Consider the following 13,190-nt stretch of genomic DNA (forward strand, 5'->3'; position numbering starts at 1 on the left):
GTTAGGTTTTTTCTTATGCGTATCTTTCAACGAATTCACAATAAATTGAACTGGTCGAATCGCCGTTATGCGGCTTTGATCATTAGTATGCTGGCCGTGGGTTATCTGGCTTCAGCGATCTACCACACGTATAAGCCTTTGCCGGAAGGTCTGAATTATACGGGCAAGCTGCGTCATGCCGAAGTCAAGTTTCTGGCTGATCAGACTTATCTGGATGCACAAGGCAAGCAGCAGCTAGATCATCGCATTTTTAATGAAATGCTGAAAATGATTGAAGAAGCCAAATCGCTGATCGTGCTTGATATGTTTTTATTTAATCAGCAAACAGGGGCATCTACGCAGGAACATCAGGCATTAAGTCAACAACTCACGGATGCTTTAATCAGTAAACGTCTGTTGCAACCTGAAGTCGAAATCAAGTTTATTACTGATCCGATTAATTCCGTCTATGGGGGCATTGTGCCTGAACATTACCGGCAATTGCGCCAGCATGGTATCGATGTGATTGAAACTGATCTAACACCGTTACGCGCCTCCAATCCAATGTGGTCTGGGTTCTGGTACCTGTGCTGTCAGGGGATTGGCAATAATCCGGAAAAAGGCTGGCTACCCAATCCATTTGGCGATGAAAAAATTACCCTGCGCAGCTATTTTAACCTGCTGAACTTTAAGGCCAATCACCGCAAAACTTTAGTAGTCGATACTGATGAAGGCTGGAAAGGTCTGGTCACTTCCATGAACCCTCATGATGGCAGTTCCCGTCATTCCAATATCGCCCTGATTGTTAAAGGCAAAACGGCGCTGGATATCCTGCAGACCGAACAGAGTGTGGGGATGATGTCGGGTGCCAATATGCCGACAGTCATTGCCGGTGAGTTTGAGGCCGCGAAAACTGAACCACAGGTGCAGGTGCTGACTGAAAAAGCTATTTATGATGCGACTCTAAAGCTGATTCAGACAGCCAAAGCCAATGAGCAGATTGATCTGGCGATGTTTTATTTGTCCGAGCGCAAAATTATCAAGAGTCTGATTGCAGCATATGAACGCGGTGTTAAAGTTCGGATTCTACTTGACCCCAATAAAGATGCCTTTGGCCGTGAGAAGAATGGGATTCCAAATCGGCAAGTGGCTTCAGAATTGCATAAGGCAGGTATCGAGGTACGTTGGTGTCATACTCAGGGTGAACAATGCCATAGTAAAATACTGATCAAGCGCAATGCTCAGCAAGCTGAAATGATTTTAGGCTCGGCCAATTCCACCGCACGGAATCTGAAAAACTATAATCTGGAAACCAATATGCGCGTAGTGGGGCAGCCTCAGGCCGAAGTGTTCAAGGATGCTCAGCAATATTTTGAGGGTGCATGGTCAAATCTGAATGGTCGTTCCATGAGTGTGGACTATACACAATATGCAGAAAACTCGCTCTTTAAATATTGGCTGTATCGTTTTATGGAATGGAGTGGCTGGTCGACGTTCTAATACTCTGCAATATTAAAAAAGGAAGTCGAGATGACTTCCTTTTTTAATCGCATAACAATGGATTAACTAAATTCACCGGTTGAGCGTTCTTTGGCCCATTCACGCAGCACAAATTTTTGCAGCTTGCCGGTCGATGTTTTTGGAATTTCCGTAATCACCACATCTTTAGGCACTTTAAAGCGTGCCAGATGCTGCTTGCAGAACTCAATCAGTTCTTCAGCGGTGGCTGTTTGACCTTCTTTAAGTTCTACAAACGCACATGGAACCTCCTGCCAGCGTGGGTCAGGCTTTGCCACTACTGCCGCAGTCAGAATTGCAGGGTGCTGATACAGCACTTCTTCCACTTCTAGCGAAGAAATATTTTCGCCACCAGAAATGATGACATCTTTAGAGCGGTCGGTGATTTTGGCATAACCGTCTGGCTGGCAAACAGCGAGGTCACCGGTATGGAACCAGCCACCGGCAAAGGCTTCTGCCGTAGCTTCCGGATTTTTTAAATAACCTTTCATGACGATGTTACCGCGGAACATGATCTCGCCCAGCGTTTTACCGTCATGTGGCACTTCCTGCATGGTTTCAGGATCAAGCACTTTCATACCATCCTGTAATGGATACGGTACGCCTTGACGTGAGTGCAACTGGGCCTGTTCCTGAATAGAGAGATCGGACCAGCCAGCTTGAGATGCACATAGCGCAGAAGGTCCATAAGTCTCGGTTAGGCCATAGACGTGAGTTACATTGATCCCAATATTGCGCATGCCTTCAATGATGGCTGCTGGAGGTGCAGCACCGGCCACCATGACTTCCACACGGTGATCGAATTTGGTTCTTTTCTGTTCCGGTGTATTGATCAGCATCGACAGGACAATCGGTGCGCCACAGAAATAATCCACTTTATGTTTAGCAATCAGTTGGAAGATCAGTTCAGGATCAACTTTACGCAGACAGATATTGGTGCCGCCGTTGGCAGCCATGGTCCAGGCAAAGCACCAGCCATTACAGTGAAATAATGGTAGGGTCCAGAGATAAGTTGCACGTGGCATCATGCCACAGGCAATAATGTTACTTGCTGCGTTAATATATGCACCACGATGATGATAAACCACGCCTTTCGGGTTGCCAGTCGTGCCAGACGTGTAGTTCAGGCTGATCGCATCCCATTCATCTTGTGGCAGGTGCCATTCAAAATTGGCATCACCTTGAGCCAGCCAGGTTTCATATTCAATCTGACCAATGCTGTTAGCAGCTTGTTCATAGTTCTCATCTGCTACATCGATGATATAAATATCCTGCTTGATTAGTGCTAGCGCTTCGTGCGCCACCGCAGTAAATTCAGGATCGACGAGCAAAACTTTAGTTTCCGCATGTTCCAGCATAAATGCCAAAGTTTTGGCATCTAAACGGGTATTTAAAGTATTGAGTACAGCACCCGCCATTGGTACGGCAAAGTGCGCTTCAATCATGGCTGGGACGTTTGGTAAAAGGACAGATACAGTATCATTCTTGCCTACACCAAGTTGTTGCAGCTGATGAGCGAAACGACGGCAGCGCTGATAAGTGTCATGCCAGGTGATTTCACGCTGGCCATGAATAATGGCATTCTGGTTGGGATAGATATAGGCTGCACGTTCTAGATAGCGTAAAGGTGAAAGCGCTACAAAGTTTGCTGGTGTGCGTGGTAATTCATCATATGCACTGACCATGTTCCACTCCATGAATAAATAATTATTGTGTAATTGCTCTAAATTTAGCAATTTTTAGCTATTTTGACATTTATGCTTTAGTCGAGTGTCAATGATAGATAGAAATTTTAATGCTATATTTTTGTTTTTATTAAAATTTAATATGTAAAATGAACTGTTACTTTCCATGTCGGTCATCAGAATAAACAGAATAGAGTTAGGTTAGATAGAATCCGGTGGGGAGTTTAGTTTCAAAGACCAGCACAAGTAGCTAAAGTTATTGGTTTTTATTTTTGTGGATTAGTGACTGATAAAATCAAATTATTTTGCAAGTATTTATAAAAAAACAAGTTTTACAAATTTATAAAGACAAGCAAGTTGACTTCTTTCTCTAAATAGCCGCATGATATTTTTTAAATAACAAGATGTTCATAACAACAAGAATAAGAGCAATCATACAAGCCCGGGTTTTATTGACTTAAATCGGGTAAAAGGAAATCGCTATGGAGATAGCACACGCGGAGATGTGGGCCAACTGGTCAGGTTCCCAACGATCCAGTCCCAGTATTTTTCATCCTTACAGTATTGAGATGCTGCAGGGGCTTGTGCATGTCTATCCAAAATTACGTGTTGTGGGCGCGGGTCACTCTTTCAGTGCCTTGGCAAAAACCAGTGATGTACTGGTTTGTCTGGATCAGCTTAAAGGGATGTGTGACTACGATCGAGAACAGTGCCGCAGTACCTTTTGGGCGGGGACCCGTTTGTATGATATGGGCGAGAAGCTGGCCACCGTTGATCAGGCACTGGCAAACCAAGGCGATATCGACCGACAAAGTTTGGCAGGTGCGATTGCTACAGGCACGCATGGAACTGGCGTGGAGTTACCTTGTCTGTCCGCATTGGTTTCTGAATTTGAATTGCTGACTGCGGACGGTAACTTGCTACGCTGTAATCCTGAGCAGAATTCAGACATTTTTACTGCAGGACGGGTGGCATGTGGCAGTCTCGGCATTATGACCCGTATCCAGCTGCAAAACCGGCCCATGTACCGGTTGCAGGAGCAGATTCGACTTTGCTCACTCACAGACCTGTATGCAAACATCGAGAAATGGAAGCATCAGCACCGTCATATAGAGTTTTGGGCCTTTACCCATAGCGATAATGTCATTCTAAAAAGTCTGGATGAAACTCAGGAAGAAGCACAGGCGAGGCTGGATGGGTGGCTGGATGAAGACTTTATGTTGAACATGTGCTGTGAGTTGACCCGAATATGGCCAGGGCTAAATCCTTGGTTGCAGCGTCTGTTAAATGTAGCGATCCGACCATCGAAAGTAGTGGACTGGTCCAGCCGTATTTTTCCTAGTGTGCGTAATACCCGTTTTAATGAAATGGAATACCAGCTGCCGGTGAAACAGGGTTTGGCATGCTTTGAGGAGGTCATGGGTGTCCTGCAACAGCAGAAAGCGCCGGTCTTTTTTCCAATTGAATTTCGTTATGTACGCGGGGACGATATCTGGCTGAGTCCGTTTTATCAACAGGATTCAGTCTCGATCTCGGTACATCAGTTTCACAAGCAGGACTATCAGGTGATTTTTGACCTGGTAGAACCGATTTTCAGGAAATACGGTGGACGCCCGCACTGGGGCAAGCTGCATTCACTGGAAGCCCGACAACTTTGCGACCTCTATCCAAAATGGGATGAGTTTATGCAGTTACGAAAATCCCTTGATCCACTGGATAAATGGCTCAATCCTTATCTGGAGCGCCTGTTCATTCCATCTTGAATGAGCTGAGGAGGAATACAGCATGGTATATTTTGACTATTTTCAGGAACTCCAGAAAAGTCTGCACCAGCAAGGAAATGGGCAACCACAACTGATTCTGGATTTGTCTACGCTAGAGCAAAATGTTGACTGGTTGCAGCATAAGATCCCGGCACATCTGAAACCGCGTCTGGTGGTGAAATCATTAGCCAATTCAATGTTGTTAAAACGAATTGCGAAAGCCTTTAACACCCAGTCTTTTATGGTGTTTCATCTTCCGCATGCGGTGCATATCCTGCAAGCCTATACACAGGCAGATATTCTGATGGGCAAGCCTGTGCCTTTGCAATGCCTGAAAAGCTTTATTGAGGATCAGGCCGAACATCTGCCCAAAGTGCAGTGGCTCATTGATTCAGCTGAACGTCTGAAAAATTATCTGGCATATGCCAAGGAGCGGAATTTACAGCTGCGGATCAATCTGGAAATTGATATTGGCCTGCATCGCGGTGGCCTGTCAGATCTGGAACAATTTATGCATTGCCTGGCCATTATCAAAAGCCATTCTGAACATCTGATTTTGAGTGGGCTGATGGGTTACGATGCTCACATCTCCAAACTGCCTAGTGCGTTATTTCCTCCCATTCAGAGTTATCAGAAATCCCAGCAATGTTATATGAACTTCATTGAGGTTATGTGCCAGATGCTGCCTGAACTGGATCTGTCTACACTTTGTCTGAATGGAGCGGGAAGTGGCACTTTGCATCACCACTTTATTCAGACAGTTTGTAATGATGTGTCCTTCGGTTCCATGCTGCTTAAACCGACTGATTTTGATCTGGAAGGGCTAGAGCCGATGCAGCCTGCTTTGTGGATTGCTGCACCAGTATTAAAAGTGTTGGACCAAATCCAGTTGCCTGGGCTAGAGCGATTAAAGCGGTTTCAACCACGGCAACGGGCAGTATGTATCTATGGCGGTTACTGGCGCGGGAAATGTATCTATCCGCCAGGTGCGAAGCCGCATTTACTGTATGGACGTAGTAGTAATCAGGAATTGTTGCAGATTCCATCTAGTTGCCGAATTCAGGTCGATGATTATGTATTTTTCCGGCCGGCCCAAAGTGAATCGATTTTGCCGCAATTTGCTTCGCTGTATGCTTATGAACAGGGCCAATATCAAAAGTGGGAGAATTTTAGGGAATAACAGGATGGATCATGGCAATTATTTCCCAAGTCATCCTGAATATCCTGCAAAGGATTGGCAGTAAAGTATGTTTCCCGCCGAGAAAAAAGGATTAACGGTTTATTAAACGGTCCGAGACGTGTAAAATTCTAGGCGATTTTTTATTTATCCACCGTTTTTATCTTTTGAGGTTCTCCTCGATCATAATCTCGCGGTGACATGCTCTATTGTACGGGGCATCACTCCTTAAGGATTTTTTATGCCAATTATCACTTTGCCAAATGGCGATCAAAAACAATTTGATCAAGCCGTATCTGTGATGGAAGTTGCTCAAAGCATCGGTCCTGGTCTTGCAAAAAATACAGTTGCAGGCCGTGTAAACGGTCAACTTGTAGATGCATCTGACTTAATTACTGAAGACGCAACCCTACAAATCATTACGCCTAAAGATGAAGATGGTGTTCACATCATTCGTCACTCTTGTGCACACCTTGTGGGTCACGCGGTTAAGCAATTGTTCCCAGAAGCAAAAATGGTGATTGGTCCTGTTATTGAAGATGGCTTCTACTACGACATCTTCAGTGAAAAGCCATTTACACCAGAAGATATGGTTGCAATCGAAGAGCGTATGAAAAAGCTCATCGATCAAGACTACGATGTCATCAAAAAAATGACACCACGTGATGAAGTGATTGCAGAATTCACCAAACGTGGCGAAGACTATAAATTACGTTTGATCGAAGACATGCCTGAAGAAACACAAATGGGCTTGTATTACCATCAAGATTATCTGGATATGTGCCGTGGTCCGCACGTTCCAAATACTAAATTCTTAAAAGCATTCAAACTGACCAAAATGTCAGGCGCTTACTGGCGTGGTGATGCGAAAAATGAACAGTTACAACGTATTTACGGTACAGCGTGGGCGGACAAAAAACAGCTTGCTGCTTATGTAAAACGTATCGAAGAAGCAGAAAAACGCGATCACCGTAAAATTGGTAAAGCGCTTGACTTGTTCCATATGCAAGAAGAAGCACCGGGTATGGTGTTCTGGCATCCGAACGGTTGGACCATTTACCAAGTGCTTGAACAATACATGCGTAAAGTTCAGCAAGACAATGGTTATGAAGAAATCCGCACACCACAAGTGGTTGATTTCACGCTTTGGGAAAAGTCAGGGCATGCTGCAAACTATGCAGACAACATGTTTACGACACATTCTGAAAATCGTAACTACGCGGTTAAACCAATGAACTGTCCTTGTCACGTACAAGTGTTCAATCAGGGTTTAAAATCATACCGTGATCTTCCTGTACGTCTGGCAGAATTCGGTTCATGTCACCGTAACGAGCCATCAGGTTCTTTACACGGCATTATGCGTGTTCGTGGTTTTACTCAGGATGATGCGCATATTTTCTGTACCAAAGAGCAAATTGGTCAAGAAGTTGCAGATTTTATCAAATTGACACTAGACGTATACAAAGACTTTGGCTTCGAAGAAGTACAAATGAAGTTGTCGACTCGTCCTGAAAAACGTGTGGGTGATGATGCACTTTGGGATATGGCAGAAAAATCTTTGGCAGATGCTTTAGATGCTGCTGGTCTGGAGTGGGAACTGCAACCAGGTGAGGGTGCATTCTACGGTCCGAAGATCGAATTCTCATTGAAAGACTGCTTGGGCCGTGTATGGCAATGCGGTACGATTCAATGTGACTTCAACCTTCCAGAACGTCTAGATGCATCTTATGTGACCGAAGACAACGACCGTGATCAGCCAGTAATGTTGCACCGTGCAATTCTTGGCAGTTTCGAGCGTTTTATTGGTATACTTATTGAACACTACGCGGGCTTTATGCCACCTTGGTTATCACCAATTCAGGCGTGTGTCATGAACATTACCGATTCTCAAGCTGAGGCTTGTGAGTCAATCGTCGCAAAACTTAAAGAAAGCGGTATCCGCGCGATTTCTGACTTGAGAAATGAGAAAATCGGCTTTAAGATTCGTGAACGTACTTTAGAGCGTATTCCTTATCTACTGGTACTTGGGGACCGTGAAGTAGAGGAAGGTACGGTGAATGTCCGTACACGCTCAGGAACAAATTTGGGTACCATGTCAATCGATGCTTTCGTTGACCTGGTAAAAACAGCCGTTGCCGAACGCGGCCGGTACATTGTGGAGTAACAGCGATTAAACAGCCTGACCGTAATCAACAGGGCGGTAACAAATCAAACCGTCCTGCGTTGAATGATGAAATTCGTGCTAAAGAAGTCCGTCTTGTAGACGAAAATGGTGAGCAAAAAGGTATCGTAAGCTTAACTGAAGCTTTACGTGCAGCAGAAGCCGTTGATCTTGACCTGGTTGAGATCGTAGCAAATGCTGAGCCACCTGTTTGTAAAATCATGGACTTTAACAAGCATTTGTTTGATCTTAAACAAAAGCAGAAAGAAGCGAAGAAAAAACAACATCAAGTACAGGTGAAAGAAATCAAGCTACGCCCTGGTACTGATGTAGGTGATTACAACGTAAAACTACGTGCAATTATCAAGTTCCTTGAAGAAGGTAACAAGGTAAAAATCACGCTTCGTTTCCGTGGTCGTGAGATGGCTCACCAGCAGTTGGGTCTGGCTCAATTACAAAAAATTGAAGCTGACGTAGCTGAAATTGGTGTAGTTGAACAGTCTCCAAAAATGGAAGGCCGTCAAATGGGTATGCTGCTTGGTCCTAAAAAGAAAAAGTAAGCACTCATTAAGCGAAAAAAGCCCTGCAATTGCAGGGCTTTTTTTATGGCAATATATCTGTTTTGTATCACTAGCATTTAATTTTTATATATTTTTTAACTCATATCATTTTTTGGTCTTTAAAAATAAAGAAGTATCTGGTTGTAACTGTTCTGACAAAAATAATAAACCTCTGTCACCCATCTAAAGCTTCAAAAAAACAACTAAACTATGACGCATTATTTGTACTGAAAATAATTTTGACCAAGATTACATATATAAACGTCACAAATATGAGTAGAGAAGAGATATATTTTTTAGTCTTGGTATCAATTGCTGGATGACTGCCTTATGGCTTTGTTAAATAATCCTGTTGTACCGTATCAAATGGTCATTTTTGATGTAGATGGCACCCTGGTTGATTCCTTTGAACAGTTTATCGAGTTGTTGAATCGCTTTGCCGGTAAATATCGCTATGCATTGATGCATAAGGATCAGGTCGAGCATTTAAGAGCTTTGCCGCCACGACAGATCCGTCGGGCACTCAATCTATCAATGTTCCAGACTTTTCGCTTAATGTATGATTGTAAACGAGAGATGCAGCGTAGTGGCAAAACTCCAGAATTATTTGAAGGAATTGCAGATCTACTTCATCATCTGAAACAGCAGGGCGTTCGCCTGGCAATTGTCACCTCAAATACTCCAAATAATTGCCGCAAATATTTAGGTCGTGAGCTATTTCAGTTATTTGACTGGGTCGAAAGCAATGCTTCAATTTATGGCAAGGCCAAACAGATTAGAAAAATTGTACAGAATTCAAAACTGCATCCAGAACAGGTGATTTATATTGGTGATCAGATCATTGATATAGAATCAGCTTATCAGAATGGGGTTACTGTTGCTGCGGTGACTTGGGGTTTTAATAGTGAATCAGCACTGGTGGCTCATCAGCCGCATTATCTGGTTCGTAGTGTTCAACAGTTAGAAAGCCTGTTATTAACTCCACAATCCAGACTGGCTTAAAAACAAAAAAAGGCCCCGAAGGGCCTTTCCAGAATATTCTGTACATTTATTTATTCCGGATTTACTGTTTTTTCAGTGACTTCTTCCGGATTTTCCAGCAACAATTTTTTGCCAATCGGGATTTGTCTTGGCAGTTTTTCTTCTGGAATTACACGCTGTAGGTCAATTACGAGTAGACCGTTCGCATAATCTGCCTGCTGCACTTCAATGTGTTCATCTAAACGCAGTGACAGTTTGAAGGCACGACGGGCAATACCTTTATGTAGATATTCAGTACCTTCAACCTGAACAGCTTCAGGTTTTCCAGAAATTGTCAGCAAGCGATTTTCAAGGGAAATACTTAACTCTTCCTGATTAAAACCAGCAGTGGCTACGACAATGCGGTAACGGTTTTCAGCATGTTTTTCGATATTGTAGGGCGGATAATTTGGCGCATCGCTTTGCATGGCATAATCAATGAAATCGTTGAGACGATCAAAGCCAATGCTGCGGCGGAATAACGGATGTAGATTGATATTACTCATTATTAGAACCTCCTGAGGTCAGCAAAGTTTTAAAAATAAGAAAACGCCTCTGTCATGATGATCATCGACAGGGCAAAAGATGAATGGATCATCCTTATGCAAAAATAAATATGTGTTCAGGCCGGAAATTTTCAAGGAATTTAAGTGAATTTTTTAATGAATCAATGTTAATTTATTGAAATTAAATTAAAAATTATTTTATTAAGCACTGCTTGTTGTTTTTAAGCAGATCTATTATTTTGTTGAAACACCATAATAATAGGTGCATGGAGTATAGGCACGAATGATTGATTTATATTACTGGGGTACACCCAACGGCCATAAGATTACAATTGCATTAGAAGAAATGGGACTGCCTTATCAGATCTTTCCAATTAATATTCTGGAAAATGACCAGTTTCAGCCAGACTTTCTGGCAATCTCACCGAACAACAAAATTCCAGCCATTGTCGATCAGGAGGGACCAGACAATCGGTCGATTTCAATCTTTGAATCTGGGGCCATTTTGCAGTATCTGGGACGTAAAACCGGACTGTTTTATCCATCCGATGAAATTAAGCGGATTCAAGTGGAGCAATGGCTGATGTGGCAAATGGGGGGGCTAGGCCCAATGCTTGGACAGAATCATCACTTTAGCCGTTTTGCTCCAGAGCGGATACCTTATGCGACCGAACGCTATGTAAATGAGAGCAAGCGCTTATATGGTGTACTGGATAAACAGTTGATTGGTCAGGACTATGTTGCTGGTGAATATTCAATTGCTGATATGGCAATTTTCCCCTGGTTGCTACGCTATGAATGGCAAGGTATTGATCTGGCAGATTATCCTGAAGTGAGCCGTTATATTGAGCGCATACAGGCACGTCCTGCAGTGCAAAAGGCATTAGCGATTCAGGTCAGTTAATCTGCTGTTGTTATGTTAATATGTACAAAATTTATTAAAACCACCGATTCAGGTGGTTTTTTATTGGATATGAGCATGAATGCATTTTTCCTGAACTTCACTCGAATTGTAGAAGCTAATCCTCGAATTTACTGGAGTATTATTTTTGGTCTGGCTGCCTGTTTAGCTCTGTTTGTGGCAGAGATTGTGCATATTCAAGTCATTATCAATGAACTGAATACCAAGGATCAGAATGTGTTGGCTGAGGCAATTTTGCCATTGGCAACTAAATATAAATGGTCTCGTATATTGGTGATAGCGCTCGCGATCTTCTGGTCAAATATGGAATATCTGAAAGCCAAAAAACAGTTAGGTTTGACACGCTAAGCTGTTCGGATCACTTAGATGACATTGCTGATTTTGTTTCTGTCTGCCTTTGGTGCGGCAACTTTACTGCCTTTGCAGTCAGAAGCTGTGTTGTTAGGATTACTGGTCAATAGTAGTTATTCAGCTGTGCTACTGATCACCGTCGCCAGTGCAGGAAATATCCTCGGTTCTTGCGTGAACTGGTATTTAGGTCTGAAAATTGAACAGTATAAAGATCGGAAGTGGTTTCCTGTTTCTGAACAGCAGATGCAAAAAGCACAAAGGATCTATCAGAAATACGGTTATTGGTCCTTGCTGCTGAGTTGGGTGCCTATTATTGGTGATCCAATCACCTTAATTGCAGGCCTGCTGAAGGAAAATTTTACTCGATTCTTGGTGATTGTGAGTATTGCGAAAATTGGACGCTATCTGTTTACTTACATGGCCTATAGCATGATTTAAAAAAGAGGCTTAAAGCCTCTTTTGGTTTATTTACATTCATTCAGTTTAAACTGAATTTCATCCTTAAAGCTGGATGGTTTATACAACCATAGGGTACTTGCGCGGCGTTTGGTACTGATCTGTGTACCTTTTAATGCACTCGCGATTTGCTGATCTAATTGATAAATGCCTGAGCCTTTTCTGATATTGACCTTTTTAATTTCACCTTTACGATTGGCTTTAATCTGGAATGCCACTTTACGGTCATGTTCATTCAGTAAATCTGTATCAACGTTTAGTTCAGGCTGATTCAGATACTGAAATTTAGTCTTTTGATGCTGCTGTTGCGCTTGCCAGTTTTTGGAATTAAAGCTGTATTCACAAAATTCCTGATCTTGCTCAGTTAGTTTCAGATTAAACACCTGATAGCCAATGATCGGTAGTGCTGTTTTATTTTCAATATGCGGTTTAACTTTCGCAGATTTCACGGCATTAAGTAGTAGCTGATCCAATTGCTGATAACCGGTACTGTCCTGAATGGCAGCCTGTTTGACTTGTCCCTGCTCGTTGGCATAGATGCGTACCACCGCAGAACGGTTCTGACCTTTTAAATCTGCATTGCTGTATTTCGGTTTGGGAAACTTGGTCCACTCAATGCGTGTAGTTAAATGCATCGGCTGTACATCAATGGTCTGTGTAGGTAATTGCGGGGCTTTTTTTGTGGATGCGCTATAGCTTGCTGCAAAAGGGAAGCCCATCAATAGGGTCATGCACAGAATACGTTTCATAAGTTTCGGTCTTGAATCAAGCAGAGAGGGTGGTCAATCTTGAAGCGCAGTATTTCCTGAATTGGTAGTGCTGGCAAGTATCTCATTCAAAATATTTTATTTTTCTGTCTCATAATTACGTAAGGCTGCAAATGCATCATGGCAGGAGTCGGGAGCTTTTTATAGAAAGATGCACAGATTATAAAAAAGCTTGGATTGGGATGCTTGGTATTTCATCACATAATGCTTATGGAAAGTCGGACTAAACGTCAGTCATCTATCTTTTACTTTTAATACTGCTTTTGTTTTAAACAAAGATGCATTAGAATATCGGCTCCCTTACCTGCAGGGCGTCTTTGCAATG

The 13,190-nt window shown here is 42.9% G+C and carries 12 protein-coding genes; 9 read left to right on the forward strand and 3 right to left on the reverse strand.

All coding sequences use genetic code 11. From position 1 onward, the window contains the following. The first annotated feature begins 15 nt into the window (after positions 1 to 15). Positions 16 to 1,479 carry a phospholipase D family protein gene (locus tag IHE35_RS02640; RefSeq protein WP_242789164.1) on the forward strand — a complete coding sequence of 488 codons (1,464 nt, stop codon included), beginning with the start codon at positions 16 to 18 and terminating at the stop codon, positions 1,477 to 1,479. A gap of 62 nt (positions 1,480 to 1,541) precedes the next feature. On the opposite strand, the gene IHE35_RS02645 is transcribed toward IHE35_RS02640, so the two are convergent. Beyond that, the gene (locus IHE35_RS02645; RefSeq protein WP_242789166.1) at positions 1,542 to 3,182 is read right to left on the reverse strand and encodes an acyl-CoA synthetase; all 1,641 of its coding nucleotides are present in this window, start codon (positions 3,180 to 3,182) and stop codon (positions 1,542 to 1,544) included. 482 nt (positions 3,183 to 3,664) lie between these two features. Here IHE35_RS02645 and IHE35_RS02650 point away from each other — a divergent pair, with 482 nt between their 5' ends. The 5 genes from IHE35_RS02650 (at position 3,665) to IHE35_RS02670 (ending at position 9,845) form a co-directional block, all read left to right on the forward strand. Then, complete coding sequence (locus IHE35_RS02650; protein ID WP_242789168.1) at positions 3,665 to 4,945, forward strand: D-arabinono-1,4-lactone oxidase; 1,281 nt, start codon at positions 3,665 to 3,667, stop codon at positions 4,943 to 4,945. Between the two features lie 22 nt (positions 4,946 to 4,967). Next, on the forward strand, positions 4,968 to 6,125 hold the full coding sequence (locus IHE35_RS02655; protein ID WP_242789170.1) for an alanine racemase: 1,158 nt from the start codon (positions 4,968 to 4,970) through the stop codon (positions 6,123 to 6,125). 238 nt (positions 6,126 to 6,363) lie between these two features. Beyond that, entirely contained in the window at positions 6,364 to 8,286 is a 1,923-nt protein-coding gene (gene thrS, locus IHE35_RS02660; protein ID WP_242789177.1) for a threonine--tRNA ligase, read from the forward strand. Between the two features lie 5 nt (positions 8,287 to 8,291). Further along, positions 8,292 to 8,843, forward strand: coding sequence for a translation initiation factor IF-3 (infC, locus tag IHE35_RS02665; protein ID WP_242789937.1), 552 nt, complete (start codon positions 8,292 to 8,294; stop codon positions 8,841 to 8,843). A gap of 330 nt (positions 8,844 to 9,173) precedes the next feature. Further along, positions 9,174 to 9,845 (forward strand): HAD hydrolase-like protein, encoded by a 672-nt coding sequence (locus tag IHE35_RS02670; protein ID WP_242789179.1) that lies wholly within the window; start codon positions 9,174 to 9,176, stop codon positions 9,843 to 9,845. Positions 9,846 to 9,895: 50 nt separating this feature from the next. Here the strand turns inward: IHE35_RS02670 and IHE35_RS02675 are convergent, their stop codons facing one another. Further along, positions 9,896 to 10,369: an Hsp20 family protein gene (locus IHE35_RS02675; RefSeq protein ID WP_242789181.1), complete on the reverse strand. Its 474-nt coding sequence runs from the start codon at positions 10,367 to 10,369 to the stop codon at positions 9,896 to 9,898. 283 nt (positions 10,370 to 10,652) lie between these two features. On the opposite strand from IHE35_RS02675, the gene IHE35_RS02680 reads away from it, so the two are divergent. The 3 genes from IHE35_RS02680 to IHE35_RS02690 all read left to right on the forward strand — a co-directional run bounded on the left by IHE35_RS02680 (position 10,653) and on the right by IHE35_RS02690 (position 12,080). Beyond that, the gene (locus IHE35_RS02680; RefSeq protein ID WP_242789183.1) at positions 10,653 to 11,273 is read left to right on the forward strand and encodes a glutathione S-transferase N-terminal domain-containing protein; all 621 of its coding nucleotides are present in this window, start codon (positions 10,653 to 10,655) and stop codon (positions 11,271 to 11,273) included. Between the two features lie 75 nt (positions 11,274 to 11,348). Beyond that, complete coding sequence (locus tag IHE35_RS02685; protein ID WP_242789185.1) at positions 11,349 to 11,639, forward strand: hypothetical protein; 291 nt, start codon at positions 11,349 to 11,351, stop codon at positions 11,637 to 11,639. 18 nt (positions 11,640 to 11,657) lie between these two features. Then, positions 11,658 to 12,080, forward strand: coding sequence for a YqaA family protein (locus tag IHE35_RS02690; RefSeq protein WP_242789186.1), 423 nt, complete (start codon positions 11,658 to 11,660; stop codon positions 12,078 to 12,080). A 26-nt stretch (positions 12,081 to 12,106) separates the two neighbouring features. Here IHE35_RS02690 and IHE35_RS02695 read toward each other — a convergent pair whose 3' ends face one another. Then, complete coding sequence (locus IHE35_RS02695; RefSeq protein WP_242789188.1) at positions 12,107 to 12,847, reverse strand: TonB family protein; 741 nt, start codon at positions 12,845 to 12,847, stop codon at positions 12,107 to 12,109. Positions 12,848 to 13,190: the final 343 nt, after the last annotated feature.

The sequence above is a fragment of the Acinetobacter sp. ASP199 genome (genome assembly GCF_022700675.1).
GTDB lineage: Bacteria > Pseudomonadota > Gammaproteobacteria > Pseudomonadales > Moraxellaceae > Acinetobacter.

Excerpts from the sequence above, each read along its gene's own strand:
- IHE35_RS02645 (WP_242789166.1), bottom strand. The coding sequence starts at position 3,182 with ATGGTCAGTGCATATGATGAATTACCACGCACACCAGCAAACTTTGTA.
- IHE35_RS02670 (WP_242789179.1), top strand. The coding sequence starts at position 9,174 with ATGGCTTTGTTAAATAATCCTGTTGTACCGTATCAAATGGTCATTTTT.
- IHE35_RS02695 (WP_242789188.1), bottom strand. The coding sequence starts at position 12,847 with ATGAAACGTATTCTGTGCATGACCCTATTGATGGGCTTCCCTTTTGCA.
- IHE35_RS02650 (WP_242789168.1), top strand. The coding sequence starts at position 3,665 with ATGGAGATAGCACACGCGGAGATGTGGGCCAACTGGTCAGGTTCCCAA.
- IHE35_RS02685 (WP_242789185.1), top strand. The coding sequence starts at position 11,349 with ATGAATGCATTTTTCCTGAACTTCACTCGAATTGTAGAAGCTAATCCT.
- IHE35_RS02640 (WP_242789164.1), top strand. The coding sequence starts at position 16 with ATGCGTATCTTTCAACGAATTCACAATAAATTGAACTGGTCGAATCGC.
- thrS (WP_242789177.1), top strand. The coding sequence starts at position 6,364 with ATGCCAATTATCACTTTGCCAAATGGCGATCAAAAACAATTTGATCAA.
- IHE35_RS02675 (WP_242789181.1), bottom strand. The coding sequence starts at position 10,369 with ATGAGTAATATCAATCTACATCCGTTATTCCGCCGCAGCATTGGCTTT.
- IHE35_RS02655 (WP_242789170.1), top strand. The coding sequence starts at position 4,968 with ATGGTATATTTTGACTATTTTCAGGAACTCCAGAAAAGTCTGCACCAG.
- IHE35_RS02680 (WP_242789183.1), top strand. The coding sequence starts at position 10,653 with ATGATTGATTTATATTACTGGGGTACACCCAACGGCCATAAGATTACA.
- IHE35_RS02690 (WP_242789186.1), top strand. The coding sequence starts at position 11,658 with ATGACATTGCTGATTTTGTTTCTGTCTGCCTTTGGTGCGGCAACTTTA.